The following is a 16,980-nucleotide window of genomic DNA, read 5'->3' on the forward strand; positions in this document are numbered from 1 at the left end:
TCACACGCTCAGGGGGTGGACTGGGCCACCGCTTCCTGTGGGGAAAGTCGGGTCCCGTGCTGGAAAGCGGTGACGAACTCCTTGTCGCCCAAGGCTTTCCGGGACGTCGCGGTGATGCGGTCGACGTCGCCGCGTTCGGCGGGTGGCAGGGGCGCGGCGACGGAGTCGCGGGTGGCGGTCGCGGCGCCGAGCAGGACGGCGGCGGCCCGGTGCCGGCCGGCGAGGGCGTGGGCGCCGGCGAGTCCCTCCAGGGCCAGCGCCACGGCCCGGGGGTCGCCGAGCTCGCCGGCGCGCGCCAGGCTCTCGTGGTGGAGGGCTCGGGCGCGGTCGGCGTCTCCGCGGTGTTCGGCGACGAAGCCGAGTTCGGCGAGGACGAGGGTGATGGCCGGGCCGAAGTCGACCCGGTGGAACCAGTCGAGCATCCGCCGCAGGTGGGTCTCCGCGGAGTCGAGCAGCCCCCGGCGGCGGTCGATCAGCCCCAGGCCGAGCTCGGCCTCCACCTTTCCCGCGTGGTAGGCGTGCTCGGTGGCCACCCGGAGCGCGTGCTGGTGGTGGTCGTGGGCCAGGGTGTGGTCGCCGGACAGCAGGGCCAGCCGGCCGAGTCCGCAGAGGAGCTTGACGACGTCCGGCCACAGGCCCAGTTCCTCCGCGGTGGCCAGCCCGGCCCGGTAGCGCTCGGCGGCCCGGGCGTGGTCACCGGTGATCTCGGCGAGGGAGGCCAGCGGGAACACGCTCTGGAGCCGGCCCCAGCGGTCGCCGAGCTGGCCGAAGAGCTGGTCGGCGCGTTCGCCGTCCCGGCGCAGGGCGGCGAGGTCGCCGCGGGCCAGCGCGTGCCGGGCGCGGATGCTCAGGGCGGCGGCGACGCCCCACTGGTCGTCGAGGGCGGTGAAGTCCGCCAGCGCCCGGTTCGTCAGCTCCTCGCTGACGGCCAGGTTCAGGCCGAGCTGGCTCCAGGCGAACAACCAGGCGGCGGTGGCGCGCCCCGCGCGGTCGCCCCGCTCGTCGTAGCGGGACAGGACGGCGCGCAGGTGACCGGCGTCGCCGGCGCCCTCGCCGAGCAGCAGTTCGATGCCGGTGTGCCAGGTCAGCGCGCGGGTGCGGTCGGCGTCGGCGTCGGCGCTGTCGACCGCCGCGGCGATGGCGGACTCCAGCGCGCGCCGGGCCTCCGCGAGCCGGCCGCGCATGATCCAGTACCAGCCCAGGGCGTTGACCAGGCGCAGCGCGTGGGCCGGCGACGGGCCGTGCTCCAGGGCGCGCCGGAGGTTGGGCGTCTCGACGTCCAGCCGCGCCAACCACTGTCGTTGCTCGGGGCCGCGCAGGAGCGGAGCGACCCGTTCGGCCAGTTCGGTGTAGTGGCTGGCATGTCGTTGCCGCATCAGGGAGAGCTCACCCGCCTCCCGCAGCCGGTCCAGGCAGTAGTCCCGGATGGACTCCAGGAGCTGGTAGCGCGGGCCGTCGGCGCGGTCGACGAGCACGACCAGCGACCGGTCGACCAGGCAGGCCACCAGGTCGGGAACCTCGTGGGGGAGCACGCCGTCACCGGAGCAGACGACCTCGGCCGCGTCCGGGGCGCAGCCCTCGGCGTGGACGGCGAGCCGGCGCAGCACGACGCGTTCGGCCGTGGTCAGCAGCTCCCAGCTCCAGTCGATGACGGCGCGGAGCGTGCGTTGGCGGGTGGGGGTGTCGCGGTGGGCGCTGGCCAGCACCGCGAACCGGTCGTCGAGGCGGGCCAGCAGCCCGTGCACGCCGAGGGTGCGCACCCGGGAGGCGGCCAGCTCCAGCGCGAGGGGGATGCCGTCCAGTCGTCGGCACACGGCGGCGACGGCCGAGGCGTTGTCGGCGTCGAGCGTGATGCCGGCGCGGGTGGTGAACAGGTGCACGGCGCTGGCGGCGAGCGCCGTGGCGGGGTCGGCGTCCGCCAGGGGGTCGGGCAGGGCCAGGGGTGGCACCGGGACGGGGAGCTCCCCGCCGAGGCCGAGCGGTTCGCGGCTGGTGGTGAGGACGCGCAGCCCGGGGACGGCCCGCAGCAGCGCGGCGGCGAGCTCGGCGACCGGCTCCACCAGGTGTTCGCAGTTGTCGAGCACGAGCAGCAGGCGGCGGTGGGCCAGCGCGGCGGCGAGCCGGTCGGCGGGAGAGGCGGTGTTGGAAGACGCGGTGTTGGGAGACGCGGTGTTGGAAGACACGGTGTTGGAAGACGCGGTGTCAGGAGAAGCGGTGTCCGGGGTGGAGTCCTGCCGGATGTCCAGGGCAGCCATCGTCGCCTCGACCAGGGCCGCGGCCGGGTCGGCCGCGGTGCGGTCGGGGGCAGTGTGGTCAGGCGCGACGCGGTCGAGGGCGGCGAGCTCGACCAGCCAGGCGCCGTCGGGCAGGGTGTCGGCGAGTTCGGCGGCGACCGCGATGGCCAGCCGGGTCTTGCCCACCCCACCGGGGCCGGTCAGCGTCACCAGCCGGTTGTTCTCCACCAGGGCGCGCACCCGGGCGACGGCCTCGTCCCGGCCGATCAGCGCGGTCACCGGGGTGGGGACGTTGCCGCGTGACGACGTCGGGGACGTCAGCGGCGTCGGGGGCGTTGGGGCCAGCGCGGGGTCGTCGCGCAGGATCGCCTGGTGCAGGGCGACCAGCTCGCCGCCGGGGTCGAGGCCGAGCTCGTCGGCGAGGTGGCGGCGCAGCTCCGCGTAGCTGTCCAGGGCCTCCCGGGTGCGCCCGGACCGGTGGAGGGCGCGCATGTGGAGGGCGCGGAGCCGTTCCCGCGCGGGGTGGCGGGCCACCAGGTCGGTGAGCCCGCCGACCAACGGGTGGTGCTCGCCCAGGGCCAGTCGGGCCTCGGCGTGCTCCTCCTCGGCCAGCAGGCGCTCCTCCTCGAACCGGACGACCGGCGCGCGGGCGAAGGGCTCGTCGGCGAAGTCGGCGAAGGCCGGCCCCCGCCACAGGTCCAGCGCCTCCGCCCACAGCGCGGCGCGGGCGCGGGGGTCGGCGGCGGCCCGCGCTCGGGCGGTGAGGGCGGTGAACCGGCCGGAGTCGACCAGGTCGGGGTCGAGGTCGAGCAGGTAGCCGGGCGCCCTGGTCACCACCAGTCGCCGGGCGCCGGGTTCGGCGTGCTCCAGGGCGCGGCGGAGCTGCGCGACCTTGCCCTGCAGGGCGTTGGCGGGGTGGCGGGGCGGCTGGTCGCCCCACAGGTCGTCGACCAAACCGTCGACGGAGCGGACGCGGCCGGCGTGGGCGAGCAGGACGGCCAGCAGGGCCCGCACCTTCCGCTCGGCGATCGCGACCGGCCGCCCGTCGGCGTCCCACACCGCCAGCGGTCCCAGCACCCCGAATCGCACCCGGGCACGATAACCCGAGCTCGCGCGGGCGCTGTCGGTCCTGTCGCCGGCGACCACAGTGGACCGACAGCCGACCGGCAGCGGCCTCGGACAGGGTCGGGGACGTCAACCGACACCGACGGCGGAGGAACCGCGATGAGCTCTCCCACGAAGACGGCCGTGACCATCCTGGGCCTGGGCAACCTGGGCCAGGCCCTGGTCGCGACGCTGCTGCGCGCCGGCCACCCGACCACGGTGTGGAACCGCTCGCCCGGCCGCGCGGAGGCGCTGGTGGCCCAGGGCGCGAGCGAGGCGGCCACGCTGGCCGAGGCGGTCGCCGCCAGCCCCCTGGTGATCGTCAGCGTGCTGGACACCGCCGCGGCCCGGCAGGTGCTGGGCGCGGCCACCGAAGCGCTGCCGGGGCGCGCGGTGGTCAACGTCACCTCGGGCACGCCGGAGGTGGCCAGGGAGCTGGCGGCGTTGGCCGCCGAGCACGGCGCGGACTACCTGGACGGGGCGATCTACGCGGTGCCGCAGACGATCGGCACCGCGGACTCCACGATCAACTACAGCGGCGCGGCCGCGGTGCACCAGAAGTGGGGGCAGCAGCTCGACGTGCTGGGCCGCGGCACCTACCTGGGAGCCGACCCCGGTCTGGCGTCGGTCTACGACCTGGCCATCCTGGGCGGGATGTACGGCATGCTGGGCGGTTTCCTCCACGCCGCGGCGATGGCCGACGCGGCGGGCGTCAGGGCGGGCGAGCTGACCCCGATGCTGGTGTCCTGGCTGATCGGGTGCATGCCGGCGCTGACGGAGTTCGCCGCGGAGATCGACGCCCGCGACTACACCACCTCGATGTCCAATTTGGACATCAACCAGGCCGGTCTGGCCAACATCGTCGACGCGAGCGCGGCCCAGGGCGTCGACACGGGAATCCTGGCCCCGCTGCGGAAGCTGGTGGACGAGCAGGTCGCCGCCGGGCACGGCGCGGCCAGTCTCGCGCGGGTGTTCGAGGTGCTGCGGAGGCAGGCCTGATCCGCTCGACAGGACAGCGGCCGCGTCGCGGCCACAACCCCTGACGGCGAGGACTCGGCCACCCAGGTTCGCTGGTGGGTCGGGTCCTCGCCGTCTGCCTGGCGCGAGGTGTGGCTGTCCGCTTGTGTCCACTGAGGACTGTCGATTGCCGACGCCCGTCGTTGGCGCGCTCTCGGGTGGCGGGGACGGTCACGGGAGTTGGTGCGGCGACTGCCGGGCGCTGAGGGTCTGCCGCCAGTGCTCGGCCGCCGTGGTCATGTCGTGGCCCAGGTGGTGGAAGAACCGGCTCGTCGCGTCGAGCCGAGCTCCGGCCGGCGTGTCGGCGCCGAGGACCTCGGCGCCGTGCCGGGTCGCGTCGGCCCACAACGCGATGGACCGCGTGCTCGCCACCCACGCCCGGTACCAGACGTCCTCGTCGATGGAGTACCGCTCCCGGCGGAGCCGGGGATCGCGTTCGCGGCGGACCATCTCCAGGCGTTCCAGGTAGCCGATCGCCTTGGAGATCGACGCCGGGCTGACCCGCAGCCGCTGGACCAGGTCGGCGGAGGTGTGGCTGCCGCTGTCGCTGGTGTACAGGCAGGCCAGGACCCTGGCCATCATCGGGGTGAGCCCGGTGCGGACCATCATCGCCGCGAACTCCTCCTCGAACTGCCGCACCGCCTGCGAATCCCGGCCGCGGAGGTCGGCGCCCGGAGCGGTGGGGGAGGGGGCGGGGCTCCTCCGGCGCGCCCGCCGTTTCGTCACCTGCTGGGCCTGGTCGGCCCGGTAGCCGGCGGGACCGCTGTTGCGGGCCACCTCGCGGCTGACGGTGGAGGTCGGCCGGCCGAGCCGGCGGGCGATCTCGGCGTAGCCCAGTCCCTCGGCCAGCCCCTCGGCGATGCGCTGGCGGTCCTCGTGCGTGAGACGCCCTCCCGGCATCAGACCCTCCCTTGTGCCGCGATGTCCCGTGCAGTGTGCGTTTCGCGGTCATGCCATTGCAACACCCGATGCCGAGTAGTTGCGTTCATCCGCAGAACCATTGCAACGTTTCCCGGAAATAACCTGCGGTAACCCGAGAAATCGTGTCACCGTCGTTGACGAGATCGTGAAACGCAACGTAGCTTTTTCTTGTCATGAAGGGCTGTGGCGCGTCGGGCCGTGTGAAGTCCACAGTGGACGGATCTGGGGTGGTCCGGAGCGCGCCTCGGCCGGGAGAACACGAAGGAGAGTGACACCATGGCGGGCAGGGTCTGCCTCGTCACCGGCGCCTCGTCCGGGATCGGCCACGCCACCGCGCTCGAACTGCTCCGCGCCGGCCACGTCGTGTACGGAGCCGCGCGGCGGGTGGGGAAGATGGACGCCCTCCGGGCCGCCGGTGGTCACGTCCTGGAGATGGACGTGACCAACGACGCCGATCTCGAACGCGTCGTCCGCACCGTCGTCGACGAGCAGCGCCGGATCGACGTCCTGGTGAACAACGCCGGAATCGGGCTGCACGGCGCGCTGGAGGACGTGCCGATGGACCAGGCCCGGCGCCAGTTCGAGGTGAACGTCATCGGGCCGGCGCGACTGGCGCAACTCGTGCTGCCGCACATGCGGGCCAGGGGCGCGGGCACGATCGTCAACGTGTCCTCCATCGGCGGCGAGATCGCGTTGCCCCTCGGCGGCTGGTACTACGCGTCCAAGCACGCGCTGGAGGCGTACTCCGACACCCTCCGGCAGGAGGTCGGGCCGTTCGGTGTCGACGTCGTGCTCATCCAGCCCGGGATCATCCGGACGGAGTTCGAGAGCGGCACCGCCGCGGAACTGCGGGAGATCTCCGGCGACGGGCCCTACCGGGCCGTGGCCGAGGCGATGGCCAGGAAGGCCGAGACGGAGTTCGGCCCGGGCAGCAAGGCATCGCCCCCGGTCGTCGTGGCGCGAGCCATCCGGCAGGCGATCGAGTCGACCCGTCCGAAGCCGCGCTACGCCGTCGGCCACCTCGCCGATCTCATCCTGCTGCTCAACCGGCTTCTGCCCGACCGCCTCTTCGACAAGCTGGTGACCCGCCGACTCCGGTAGCGCCCTGGGGCGGCGACGTCAGGTCACAGCGCGAGGGGACGCGACGCCCGGCTGATCGTCAGCATTCCCCGGTGGAGGCGCAACAACAGGGGAACAGGCGCCACTGTTCCGCGCTGGCGCAAGGTTTCCGGGATGTAGTCCATCGTCGCGAGACGCTCGGCGTAGTGCCGGAAGCGGTGACAGCCGACGACGTCCAGGGACGAGCCGCGCGCGGCCCGCACCACCTCGGGCAGACCGAAGCCGGTGGGGTCGTCGGCCTGGATGACGTCCACCCCGTGGAGGTGGCGTTCCCGGACGCGGTGGGGAAAACGGCGGCTGGCGAAGTGGCGGTACAGGACGTACTCGGAGGCGCCGGTCCACTTCTCGGGGTCGGCGGTGGCCAGGAACGCCCGCCAGAACGGCCCAGGGTGGGCCTGTCGAGCCCGGTGCGCCAGGTCGGTGAGGATGGCGCGGTCGAACACCACGTGGTGGTGCATCCCGCTGTAGGCGTCCACGGGGTGCCAGTCGGGAACCAGCCGCGCGGCGGCGTCGAGGGCCGAGTGTCGCGGCGGGAGCTGGTGTTGACGGGTGCCCGGGCGCCAGTAGAGCGGGTATCCGTACGAGAGCAGTGAACGCCCCTCCGCGTCGACGAACGTCACGTCGCGGAGGAACGCGGTGTCGGCGTCCACCACCAGGACGTGATCAGGCGTGTCGCGGGGGAGCAGGTCGAAGCACCGCAGCTTCACCAGCTGCTGGAAGTACCAGGAGGCGTTGGCCGGATCGCGGCCGGCGGCGCTGAGGACAGCCGAGATCTCCGAGGTGCCGGGCGCGCACCGCGGTTCGTCGAGCCAGGCGATCCGCCGGTCCAGCGCGGTGATCGAGGGTGGAACCGCCTGCGCGACAACGTGCACGCCGGAGATGGGATTGCGGCAGTGGCGGAGGACGCTGGACAGGCAGACGTCCAGCCCCGGCAGGTCCTTCGGCGCGGCCGGCACGAGCACGGCGACCGGCGGCAGGTCAGTGGTGTTCGCCCTGGGCGTCGGCATCGCGCGCCGTCCTTTCGGTTCGCTCTCCTGATGTGAGCGCTGTGGGGAAAACAGGGTCGTGCGGTGTCAGGATGGCGGTTCGGGGACCTCGTCGCACGCGCACCCTGTCTGTCCTCTGTGGACATAGCTGGGTACGTGGTCGAGTCTGTGGGACTGGCAGTTTGTGGGACTGGAGGTCCGTGGAACCCAAACTCGGTGGCCGACCGGGGAAAGCGCCGTTAGCCTCACGCCAGTGATCTACGAGCATCCGTTGGCCTATCTGCTGGGGCTTGAGGGCGTGGCCCTGCTGCGGGCGTTCACCGGGGAGTTCGACCGCGACTTCGTGGAGTCGCGGATCGCGGAGATCCGCGAGTTGTTGGCCGACGAGGCGTTGGCCGGCGACGGCGTGGACGTCCGGCGGATCGGCGCTGTCGAGGGGTACGCGCTGTGGTCGGCGACGTACGACGCCCCCGGCAACGCCGCCTTCGCCATCGACAGCCCGGTCATCAGCGAGATCGTCGACGCGCTGCCGGCGGGCGTGGCCGTGGACGCCGCCTGCGGCACCGGTCGGATCTCCGCGGTGCTCGCCGAGCGCGGCCACCGCGTCCTCGGGGTGGACAGCTCGCCCGACATGCTCGCCGTGGCACGGGAACGCGTCCCGGACGGCGAGTTCTCCGTCGGCGACCTGCGTCGGCTCCCGGTGGCCGACGCCGGGGCGGACCTCGTCGTCTGCGCGCTGGCGCTGACGCACGTCCCCGACCTCGGCCCGGTGCTGGCGGAGTTCGCCAGGGTGCTGCGCCCCGGCGGGCACCTGGTGCTCTCCGACGTCCACCCGGAGGGCGTGCTGCGGGGCTCGATCCCCACCCTGCGCGGTCCCGACGGGAAACCAGGCCGGTTGGTCTCCCACCGCCATCTGGTCGGCGACTACCTGCGGGCGGCGCTGCCGGTGGGGCTGCGGCTCCGACGCTGCGAGGAGCCCCGGCGTCCGTCCCCGCCGGAAGCCGCGTCACCGGAAGTCGCGCCGCCGAGCGCGCCGAGAAACCCGGGGCCGTGGGAGCTGTGGCCGTGGTCCCTGCTGGAGCTGGCGCCCGAGGCGGCGCGCGCCGCCAACGCCGACATCCCGGCGATGCTCATCTGGCACTTCCAGCGAGAGGAGTCCTGACTCGCGCCACGGTTGCCAGGGGGTGCTGCCAGGATGCGGCGCACCCGAGACCGGGAGGACCTGACGACCTCGTTTCTCAACCCCTACCTCAACTTCGTGGGGAACGTGCGGCAGGCCATGGAGTTCTACCAGAGCGTTCTGGGCGGCACCCTGACGTTGCGGACGTACGGGGAGCTCGGCGACCCGAACGTTCCGTTCGCCGACCAGGTCATGCACGGCAGCCTGGAGGCCGACCAGGGCTTCACGCTCATGGGCTCGGACCTGCCGCCGGGCGCGGACCTCGTCAGGGGCAACAGCATCTCGGTGTGCCTCAACGGGTCCGACGCGGAGCGGCTGCGGGGCTACTGGGAGAAGCTGTCCAGCGACGCCACGGTTTCCGTTCCCCTGGAGCGGCAGACGTGGGGCGACGAGTTCGGCGCGTGCGTGGACAGGTTCGGCGTCTCCTGGATGGTCGTCATCGGCCAGGACCGGGACTGACCGACACCGGGCGTCACGACGGCGCCCTGTCATTCCACTGTGGACAGTGCGGGGTGCGTCGTCGAGCGCCGTCCCTGAGGGGAACGGTTGATCCCGAACGGGGTGCTGGCCCGCGTGTTCGCCGGGGGCCACCCCGTCACAACTGACGGTTGTGACGGGGTTAGGGTGGCCGGGTGGACCTCGACGCCGTGCGGACCTTCGTCGTCGTCGCCGAGCAGGGGAAGTTCCAGGACGCCGCCGACGAGATCGGCATCAGCCAGCAGGCCGTCTCCAAGCGGATCGCGGCCCTGGAGACCGACCTCGGCGTGCGGCTGTTCACGCGCACGGCCCGTGGCGCCGAGCTGACCATTGACGGACAGGCGTTCCTGCCGCACGCCCGCGTCGTGCTCGACGCCGCGCGGCGGGCGGCCGACTCCGTGCGGCCCGGCCGTCGCGCGCTCCGCGTGGACGTCCTCTCCCGACAGATCGCGCCGGCCGGCCTGCTGCGCGACTTCCACCGCAGGAACCCCGACGTCGAACTCGACGTCGTGGCCCTCCCGAACGCCGAGGCCGCCACGGCGGCCGTCCACGCCGGCACCATCGACGCGGCCTTCTGCACCCAACGCATCCCCGCGGACCGGCTGCCCGGGAACGTCAGGACCACGCGCGTCCTGGACGAGCCGATCGAGCTGCTGACCGGACCCGCCCACGACCTGGCCACCGCCCGCGCGGTCAGCCCGGCCGAACTCGGCGGCCTCCGGATCTGGATGCCCGGCAACGTCACCGGAACCGAGTGGACGGCCTACTACGAGGAACTCGCCGCAGCCTTCGGCCTCACCATCGATCCGACCGGTCCCGACTTCGGCATCGAGCACCTGCTGGACATGGTGAGCGACTCGTCGTCGCTGGCCACCTTCGTCGGCGCACGGACCCGTCTGGTGTGGACGGCGCGTCAGGACCTCCGACGCATCCCGCTCCGCGATCCCGTGCCGGTCTACCCGCACTCCCTGATCTGGCGCGCCGACAACACCCATCCCGCCCTCGCGACTCTGCGGCGGCACCTCCGCCGCCGACCGGCAGACCTCGGCGACGTCGACACCTGGGCACCGAGCTGGGCCTGACGCGCGGCGGCCCGGCTCGCGGCGGCGCCGCGCGGCGTCAACCCGCCGAACGGCGGGTGCCGGCAGGGGCCGGTCGGACGTTCGCCGGTAGGCCAAGGGGACCGGGGAAGCCGTGGGGACCGGCGTTCGGCTGCCGCGAAAGGGGGCACCGGTGGCCTCCCTGTTCGGGGATCATGCTGGTGTGGCCGAGACCGCCTTCAACGATCCCTTCGGTGAGTTGTCCGGACTGGTGAACCGTGCTTGGGACTACGCGACCGCCCGGGGCGAACCGCCCTCGTTGTGGGTTGCGGGCACCACTCTCGGACTGGCCCTGATCCTCGTCGTTCCGGGGCCGGTCCGGCGTCGCGGCGTCAACTACCTCGACACCCTCGTCCACGAGTGGGGACACGCCGTTGTGGGCGCCCTGTTCGGCCACGCGGTCAGCGGGGTGCGGCTGCACTCGGACGCGAGCGGCCGCACGATGCGGCGGTACGTCAGCAACTCGTTCGCCTGGATCGGCAGCCAGGTGAGCTCGTGGTCCGGCTACGCCGCCCCGGCCGTGATGGGCACGCTGACCGCATGGCTGACCTCCACCGGCCGTGCGATCACCGCCCTGTGGATCGTCGCCACCCTCGCGCTCTCCCTGCTCCTCCTGGCCAGGACCGTCTTCACCGCCGCCCTGGTGCTCGCCACGCACGGCGTGCTCGTGGCCCTGTTGCTGGTGGACGTCCCCGACGTGCAGGCGTGGTGCTCGGCGCTCATCGCCTGGTGCCTGGTGCTCTCCGCGGCCAGGGGCGCGTGGCTGGTCACCCTGAGCCCGACGGGGTCGGACGCGGAGAACCTGCGTGACGAGACCGGAATCCCGGCCCGGTTCTGGGGCGTCAGCTGGATCACCCTGACGGCGGTGGGGGCGTGGATGACCGTCGTGTACCTGTTCGACCTGGCGATCTGGCCCAAGGCGTAGGAGGAAACCCAGATGGGGCGCGAGGTGTACGACGCCGAGGACCGCTCGCTCCGGCCGTGGTGGGACGCCAACCCGACCGGCGGCAGCAGACCCGGCTTCCTGTCCGCGAGCCTGTTCCGGATCTGCACCGCCTGGATCATGATGCTCGTCCTCGGCTCCATCACCGGATGGGGCCTGCTCGTGTGCTTCGCCATCGTCTTCGTCGTGACCGTGCTCCTCTACTGGTTCGGCCAGCGGTGACCGTCCACATCGGACGGGCCACCTCCCGGCTGGAGACGATCAGCGCCGCCCTGCCGGACGTCGCGGGCCAGTCCCTCACCGCGACCGAGCTCGGCGCCGAGCTCTCCCGCCTGGTGGGGCAGGTCGTGCCGCACGACGGGTACATGTACGTCGGACTGGACCCGCTGACCGAGGCGGGGTGCTTCTTCGGCAAGGAGAACGGATACAGCACCGCCGCGTCGCGCCGGCTGGAGCGGGACGACGACCTGGGCGGCGACGTCAACCCCTTCCGCAGGCTGATGAGCGGCTCCAGTCAGGTCGGGGTGCTCAGCGCCGACATGCCGGAGTTCCGGAACAGCGCGCGCCTGCGAGACGTGATGATGGTCGAGGGCTTCGGCAGCGAGCTGCGGATAGTCGCGCCGGACCGGGGTGTGGTGTGGGGAGCGCTCGTCCTCCTCCGAGAGCGGGACCGCAGACCGTTCTCCTGGGACGAGGCGCTGTCCGCCCAGCGGCTGGTGCCTTCCCTGGCCGTCGCGCTGCGGCGCTTCATCGGCGCCAAGCCGTTGCGGCCCACGCGCCTGACGCGGCCACCGGGGGTGGTGCTCGTCGGCGCGAACGACCAGATCGCCTCGGCGACTCCGTCCGGCTACCAGTGGCTCGACGAGTTGGCGCGGGATGCCGCCGTTGACGACGGTCAGTTGTCCGGCCTGCTCTGGAACATCACCTACCGGGCGCGCAGGGCCACCACCGAACCTGTGATCGCCCGCATACCGACGCCGGACGGGTGGGTGGCGATGCACGCGCAGCCGCTCCAGCCCGGACCTCAGGCCGAGGTGGCGGTCACGATCCAGCCCGCGCCCGCCTCGCTGCTCCTCCCGGCGCTCGCGGCCTGGTACGGCCTCACCCGCCGCGAGCGGGAGATCCTGGACCAGTCGGTGAACGGCCTGCCCGCCAAGCAGATCGCCCGCGCGCTGCGTCTCTCCCAACACACGGTGCACGACCACCTCAAGGCGATCTACCACAAAACCGGCGTGAGCGGCCGGGAGGAACTCCTCGCAGGCATCACCTCCTGACCTCACATCCCCGACGTGACCAGCGAGCCGTTCCCGCTCGACGTCCTCGACCGGGAGATCGACCGGTTCTGGGCCGAGGTCCACGGACTGTGCGTCGCGGCGCTCGGTCCCTGGGTCAACAGCATCCTCGGCATCGACTCGGCCCATCAGTGAGCGCCTGTCGCGCTGGGCTTTCGCGCGCCTGACACACGTTTTTCTGTCCAGAGTGGACCGAGGTAGATTGTTCCGGGGTCGACAAGCCGTTCCAAGAAGTCCTGTTTCCTGGTCGCGGCTTCCCATGGGCGCTGGTCTGACGTTGGGAGCGGGAATGTTGCTGAGGTGCGTGGCGAACAGGGGCAAGGACCTGCCGCCAGGTGAATATGGTCTCCGCGCCGCGGACAAAGTGCGGTACCCGGTCACTGTGGGGCACACCTACCAGGTGTACGCAATGGTCTTCTTCAGACGCGCGCTGGTCGTCCTGTTGAACGATGACAACTCGATGCCCAGGGCGTACCCGGTGGAGCTGTTCGAGGTCGTCGACGGTGAGGTACCCGACGACTGGACCTTCGCCCGGCGGTTCCGCGACGGGGAATTCGGTGTCACGGCTGTCCTGGGTTATTCCGAGCTGGTCGCTGACGAGGACCACCTCGATCTGCTCATGGACAACGACCGAGAAGCGTGGCGGATCTTCTTCCGCGAGGTGCGCAGGAGATCCAGTGATGTGGTGGACCGGGGTTCCGCGGAGGGGTGAGGCGCCGCCGCGCCGCCAGCGCGGGAACTCCGGCCGCTGCTCCCCTCGAACCTGACCTCCTGACCGCGCATGCGGCTCACTTGTCCATAGTGGACGGACAGGTAAATGGTCTGTCCTTTGTGGAGAGATCACGAGGCAAGGGCGGGGCCGGGGGAGCGGCAGAGGGTTTGGTTGGGAGAAAAAGGTCCGGGTCCCGTCGGAGACGTGGTCGTCTCCGACGGGACCCGGGACAGCGCCGGCTCAGGCCGGGTTCTTCACCTCACCGTTGCGGGGCTCCGCGTCCAGGACGGGCGACTCCAGGACGGGCGAGTCCAGCACCGGCGAGTCGAGCACCGGGGAGTCGAGCACCGGGGCCGAACCGTCGGTGCTCAGCCAGCGGGAGGTCCCGCCGAGGGCCGGCGCCAGCTCCGGAGCCGGCTCGACCCCCTTCTCCAGGAACGCCGCGTGCAGCGCGAGCACCGCCGGCATCAGGTCCTCCTCCTGGCACAGCAGCGCCAGGCGGCGGGGGTGGATGGCGATGCCCTGCACGGCGATGCCGCGGGCCCGCAGCACGCCGAGCACGCCCGGCAGCACCTCGGGGTGGCTGCCGATTCCCCGGCCCACCAACGAGACCTTGCCGAACGGCCCGGTCCACTCGTCGGCGCCGATGTCGCTGCTCTCCCGCAGCTCCGCCAGCGCCGCCTCGATCTCCAGCCGGTCGTCGGCCTGCACCGTGAACAGCAGCGAGTTGTCCGCGTCCACCCGGACCAGGTCCAGCGGGACCGACGTGCCGGTCAGCGTGCCGAAGACCGCCGGCAGCGCCTCCTCGCCCACGTCCGGGATGCGGCAGCGCCACTGCCCCTTCTGGTGGGCCAGACCCACGACGTCCTGGCCGGGAGCGCCCTCGCGGGGCGACTCGGTGCCCACCATCGTGCCCGGCTCGGGCTTCAGGCTGGACCGCACGTGCACCGGAACCCGGTTGGCCGCCGCGTACTCCACGGCCGACTGGGCCAGCACCCGCGCGCCGCCGGTGACCATCTCGGCCATGTCCTCGTAGCCGATGGTCTCGATCATGCGGGCGTTGGCGACGTGCCGGGGGTCGGAGGTGAACACCCCGTCCACGTCGGTGTAGATCTCGCACGCGTCGGCGGCGAGCGCGGCGGCCAGGGCCACCCCGGTCGTGTCCGAGCCGCCGCGGGCCAGGGTGGTCAACGCGCCACCGGTGGCGGCCGCGCCCTGGAACCCGGCGACGATCGGGACCACGCCCTGCTTGATCCACCGCGTCAGCGGCGCGGGGTCGACGTGCACGATCCGGGCCCGGCCGTGCACGCCGTCGGTGAGGATGCCCGCGTCCGGCCCGCTCACCGGCTGGGCGGCCACGCCCAGCTCGGCCAGCGCCAGCGCCAGCGCGGCGGTGGAGACCAGCTCGCCCGTGCTGAGCAGCTGGTCGTGGTGCGGGCTGGACGGGGCGGAGGACAGCTCCTGGGCGAGCGCGGCGAGCTCGTCGGTGGTGGAACCCATGGCGGACACGACCACGACGACGTCGTGACCGGCCTCCCTGCAGTCCCGGACCCGCCGGGCCACGGCCTGGATGCGGGCCGCGTTCCCCACCGACGTGCCGCCGAACTTCTGCACCAGCAGACTCATGACAGCTCCAACTCCTTCAGGGCGGTGTCGACGGCGTCGAGGAAGATGTCGCAGGCGGTGTCGAGGACCTCGGCGGTGACGTTGAGCGGCGGCAGCATCCGGACGACGCCGTCGTGCCGGCCGCCCAGCTCCAGGATCAGGCCGTTCCGCAGCGCGATCCGCTGCACCGCCTTGCCCAGCGCGGTGGCGGGCTTGCCGGTGGCCGGGTCGGCCAGCTCGACACCCCACATCAGGCCCAGGCCCCGGACGTCGCGCACCCAGGCCTGGTTCTTCAGCGGGGCCAACCGCTCGGCGACCTGCTCTCCGCGATCCCGCACGTTGGCGAGCACGTCGTCGCGCCGGACGATGCGGACCGCCTCCGCGCCGGTGGCGAAGGCGAGCTGGTTGCCGCGGAAGGTGCCGATGTGCGCACCGGGCTTCCACTGGTCCAGGGCGCGGTTGTAGAAGATCAGCGAGATCGGCAGGCCGATGCCGCTGAGCGCCTTGGACGCCACCACGACGTCGGGCTCGATCTCGTACTGCTCGAAGGCGAACCAGGTGCCGGTGCGGCCGCAGCCGGTCTGCACCTCGTCGACGATCATCAGGATGCCCAGCTCGCGGGTCAGCTCACGCACCCGCTGCACGAACTCCTTGCGGGCCGGCACGACGCCGCCCTCGCCCTGCACCAGCTCCAGGATCACCGCGGCCGGCAGCGGGATGCCGCCGTTGGGGTCCCGCAGCGAGCGCTCCAGGAACCCGGCGCAGTCGCTCAGGCAGCTGTCCGGGGTGAGGCCCTCGGCGCAGTGCGCAGCGGAGCAGTACGGGAAGAAGTGCACGCCCGGCATCCGGTTGCCCACCGGGGCCTTCGGCGACACCAGGCCGGTCACCGACATCGCGGCGTGGGTCGAGCCGTGGAACCCGCCCTGGAACGAGATGACCTCGCTGCGCCCGGTCACGACCTTGGCGAGCTTGAGCGCGGCCTCCACGCCGTTGGCCCCGGTCGGGCCGCAGAAGTGGATTTTCATCTCGTCGCGCAGGGTCGGCGGCAGCATCGACAGCTGGGCGTCGATGAAGGCGTCCTTGACCGGGGTCGGGAAGTCCAGGCCGTGCACCAGGACCGAGGCCTGCCGGGCGACGACCTCCACCAGCTCGGGGTGGTTGTGCCCCAGGGACAGCACGCCGGCGCCGGTGAGGAAGTCGATGAAGACGTTGCCGTCGACGTCCCGCACGAAGCTGCCGGTGCCCTCGGCGATGGCGATCGGCAGGTTGCGCGGGTAGGTGCGGGCGTTGGACTCCCGCTGCTCCTGGCGGGCCAGCAGCTCGGCCGACCGGGGCCCCGGGAGGTCGGACCCGACGTGGGGACGGGTCAGGACGTCGGGTGCGTGGATGGTCACAGGACACTCCTCTGGAACACGTTTGCCACTGGTGTCTCGTCTTCGGTGAACAGGTAGCCGGTGACCCCGCTGATCGTCAGGCCGTGCTCACCGTCCTCGGCGGTCATCACGCCGCCGGGGACGCGCACGCGGAGGGGGTAGGGCATGCCCCACGCGCGGTGCGCGATGTAGCCGGTCGCGGCGACGCCGGTCCCACAGGCCTTGGTCTCGTCCTCCACACCCACCTCGAAGGTGCGGATGGCGATGTGGTCCTCGCCGCGGTGCAGGTAGTTCACGTGCAGGCCCTCGGGGTGGTTGAGCTGCCGGCACAGCTCCTCGTCGTGGGCCAGCTTCGCGCCGTCGACCCGGACGTTGACGGCGTTGAAGGCGTCGAGGTCGTCCATGACGACCACCAGGTGCGGCAGGCCGCTGAACGCGAAGTACCAGTTGTCCCGGACCTGCTGGTACTCGCGGCCCGGGCCGAGCGCCGCCCGGGCCTCACCGTCCACGAAGGACACCCGCTTGACGCCGTCGTCGGTCTCGACGCTGTCCTCAGTGGACAGGTAGCCGCGCTCGACGCCGTAGCGGGTCAGGCAGCGCAGCGCGTTGCCGCACATCTGGGCGTGCGTTCCGTCGCGCTCGAAGTAGGTCATCCGGAGCGGGGAGACGGTCGGCCGGACGAAGGCCACCCCGTCCACCTTCGGCACGGTGAACGACTGGCAGAGCTCGCGGGCCAGGGTCGAGGTGACGGACTCGGCCGCCAGCCCGCTCAGCCGCTCGTCGACGATCATGATCACGTTGCCGTCGCCGTGCATGATGCAGAACCGCAGGGTGTCGAACCGGACACCTTCCACCACGCGCTCGCGGAACGCGGTCAGCTCGCTGTCGAGCACCTGGTTGTGCTGATCGGACATGAC

At 72.3% G+C, this 16,980-nt stretch carries 16 protein-coding genes; 10 read left to right on the forward strand and 6 right to left on the reverse strand.

Annotated features, from left to right (window positions below; translation table 11 throughout):
• Positions 1 to 8: 8 nt before the first annotated feature.
• Positions 9 to 3,323 carry an AfsR/SARP family transcriptional regulator gene (locus tag BUE43_RS35630; RefSeq protein ID WP_073484514.1) on the reverse strand — a complete coding sequence of 1,105 codons (3,315 nt, stop codon included), beginning with the start codon at positions 3,321 to 3,323 and terminating at the stop codon, positions 9 to 11.
• Between the two features lie 135 nt (positions 3,324 to 3,458).
• On the opposite strand from BUE43_RS35630, the gene BUE43_RS17785 reads away from it, so the two are divergent.
• Positions 3,459 to 4,337 carry an NAD(P)-dependent oxidoreductase gene (locus BUE43_RS17785; protein WP_073484516.1) on the forward strand — a complete coding sequence of 293 codons (879 nt, stop codon included), beginning with the start codon at positions 3,459 to 3,461 and terminating at the stop codon, positions 4,335 to 4,337.
• Positions 4,338 to 4,526: 189 nt separating this feature from the next.
• On the opposite strand, the gene BUE43_RS17790 is transcribed toward BUE43_RS17785, so the two are convergent.
• Complete coding sequence (locus BUE43_RS17790; protein WP_073484518.1) at positions 4,527 to 5,255, reverse strand: GbsR/MarR family transcriptional regulator; 729 nt, start codon at positions 5,253 to 5,255, stop codon at positions 4,527 to 4,529.
• A gap of 297 nt (positions 5,256 to 5,552) precedes the next feature.
• Between BUE43_RS17790 and BUE43_RS17795 the strand changes: the two genes are divergently transcribed.
• On the forward strand, positions 5,553 to 6,377 hold the full coding sequence (locus BUE43_RS17795) for an oxidoreductase (protein WP_073484520.1): 825 nt from the start codon (positions 5,553 to 5,555) through the stop codon (positions 6,375 to 6,377).
• A 23-nt stretch (positions 6,378 to 6,400) separates the two neighbouring features.
• On the opposite strand, the gene BUE43_RS17800 is transcribed toward BUE43_RS17795, so the two are convergent.
• Positions 6,401 to 7,402 (reverse strand): DUF6492 family protein, encoded by a 1,002-nt coding sequence (locus BUE43_RS17800; RefSeq protein WP_073484522.1) that lies wholly within the window; start codon positions 7,400 to 7,402, stop codon positions 6,401 to 6,403.
• Positions 7,403 to 7,634: 232 nt separating this feature from the next.
• Here BUE43_RS17800 and BUE43_RS17805 point away from each other — a divergent pair, with 232 nt between their 5' ends.
• The 8 genes from BUE43_RS17805 to BUE43_RS17835 all read left to right on the forward strand — a co-directional run bounded on the left by BUE43_RS17805 (position 7,635) and on the right by BUE43_RS17835 (position 13,085).
• On the forward strand, positions 7,635 to 8,543 hold the full coding sequence (locus tag BUE43_RS17805; RefSeq protein ID WP_073484525.1) for a class I SAM-dependent methyltransferase: 909 nt from the start codon (positions 7,635 to 7,637) through the stop codon (positions 8,541 to 8,543).
• A 33-nt stretch (positions 8,544 to 8,576) separates the two neighbouring features.
• A complete protein-coding gene (locus BUE43_RS17810; RefSeq protein WP_073484527.1) occupies positions 8,577 to 9,020 on the forward strand; it encodes a VOC family protein in 444 nt (147 codons plus the stop codon).
• 173 nt (positions 9,021 to 9,193) lie between these two features.
• A complete protein-coding gene (locus BUE43_RS17815; protein WP_073484529.1) occupies positions 9,194 to 10,120 on the forward strand; it encodes a LysR family transcriptional regulator in 927 nt (308 codons plus the stop codon).
• A 181-nt stretch (positions 10,121 to 10,301) separates the two neighbouring features.
• On the forward strand, positions 10,302 to 11,063 hold the full coding sequence (locus tag BUE43_RS17820; protein WP_073484531.1) for a M50 family metallopeptidase: 762 nt from the start codon (positions 10,302 to 10,304) through the stop codon (positions 11,061 to 11,063).
• A gap of 12 nt (positions 11,064 to 11,075) precedes the next feature.
• Positions 11,076 to 11,303 carry a hypothetical protein gene (locus BUE43_RS17825; RefSeq protein ID WP_073484533.1) on the forward strand — a complete coding sequence of 76 codons (228 nt, stop codon included), beginning with the start codon at positions 11,076 to 11,078 and terminating at the stop codon, positions 11,301 to 11,303.
• On the forward strand, positions 11,300 to 12,355 hold the full coding sequence (locus tag BUE43_RS17830) for a helix-turn-helix transcriptional regulator (RefSeq protein WP_073484535.1): 1,056 nt from the start codon (positions 11,300 to 11,302) through the stop codon (positions 12,353 to 12,355). Before BUE43_RS17825 ends, BUE43_RS17830 begins: the two co-directional genes overlap by 4 nt.
• Before the next feature lie 15 nt (positions 12,356 to 12,370).
• On the forward strand, positions 12,371 to 12,508 hold the full coding sequence (locus BUE43_RS34260) for a hypothetical protein (protein ID WP_159447751.1): 138 nt from the start codon (positions 12,371 to 12,373) through the stop codon (positions 12,506 to 12,508).
• Positions 12,509 to 12,662: 154 nt separating this feature from the next.
• Positions 12,663 to 13,085, forward strand: coding sequence for a hypothetical protein (locus tag BUE43_RS17835; RefSeq protein WP_073484537.1), 423 nt, complete (start codon positions 12,663 to 12,665; stop codon positions 13,083 to 13,085).
• A gap of 240 nt (positions 13,086 to 13,325) precedes the next feature.
• On the opposite strand, the gene BUE43_RS17840 is transcribed toward BUE43_RS17835, so the two are convergent.
• Genes BUE43_RS17840 through dapF form a run of 3 tightly spaced genes read right to left on the reverse strand, consistent with a single transcriptional unit; the run spans position 13,326 to position 16,977 of the window.
• A complete protein-coding gene (locus BUE43_RS17840; RefSeq protein ID WP_073484540.1) occupies positions 13,326 to 14,711 on the reverse strand; it encodes an aspartate kinase in 1,386 nt (461 codons plus the stop codon).
• Positions 14,708 to 16,084 (reverse strand): aspartate aminotransferase family protein, encoded by a 1,377-nt coding sequence (locus BUE43_RS17845; RefSeq protein WP_073484542.1) that lies wholly within the window; start codon positions 16,082 to 16,084, stop codon positions 14,708 to 14,710. Before BUE43_RS17845 ends, BUE43_RS17840 begins: the two co-directional genes overlap by 4 nt.
• Positions 16,081 to 16,977: a diaminopimelate epimerase gene (gene dapF / locus BUE43_RS17850; protein WP_073484545.1), complete on the reverse strand. Its 897-nt coding sequence runs from the start codon at positions 16,975 to 16,977 to the stop codon at positions 16,081 to 16,083. Before dapF ends, BUE43_RS17845 begins: the two co-directional genes overlap by 4 nt.
• Positions 16,978 to 16,980 lie beyond the last annotated feature (3 nt).

It is taken from the genome of Streptoalloteichus hindustanus (assembly GCF_900129375.1).
GTDB classification, from domain to species: Bacteria; Actinomycetota; Actinomycetes; order Mycobacteriales; family Pseudonocardiaceae; genus Streptoalloteichus; species Streptoalloteichus hindustanus.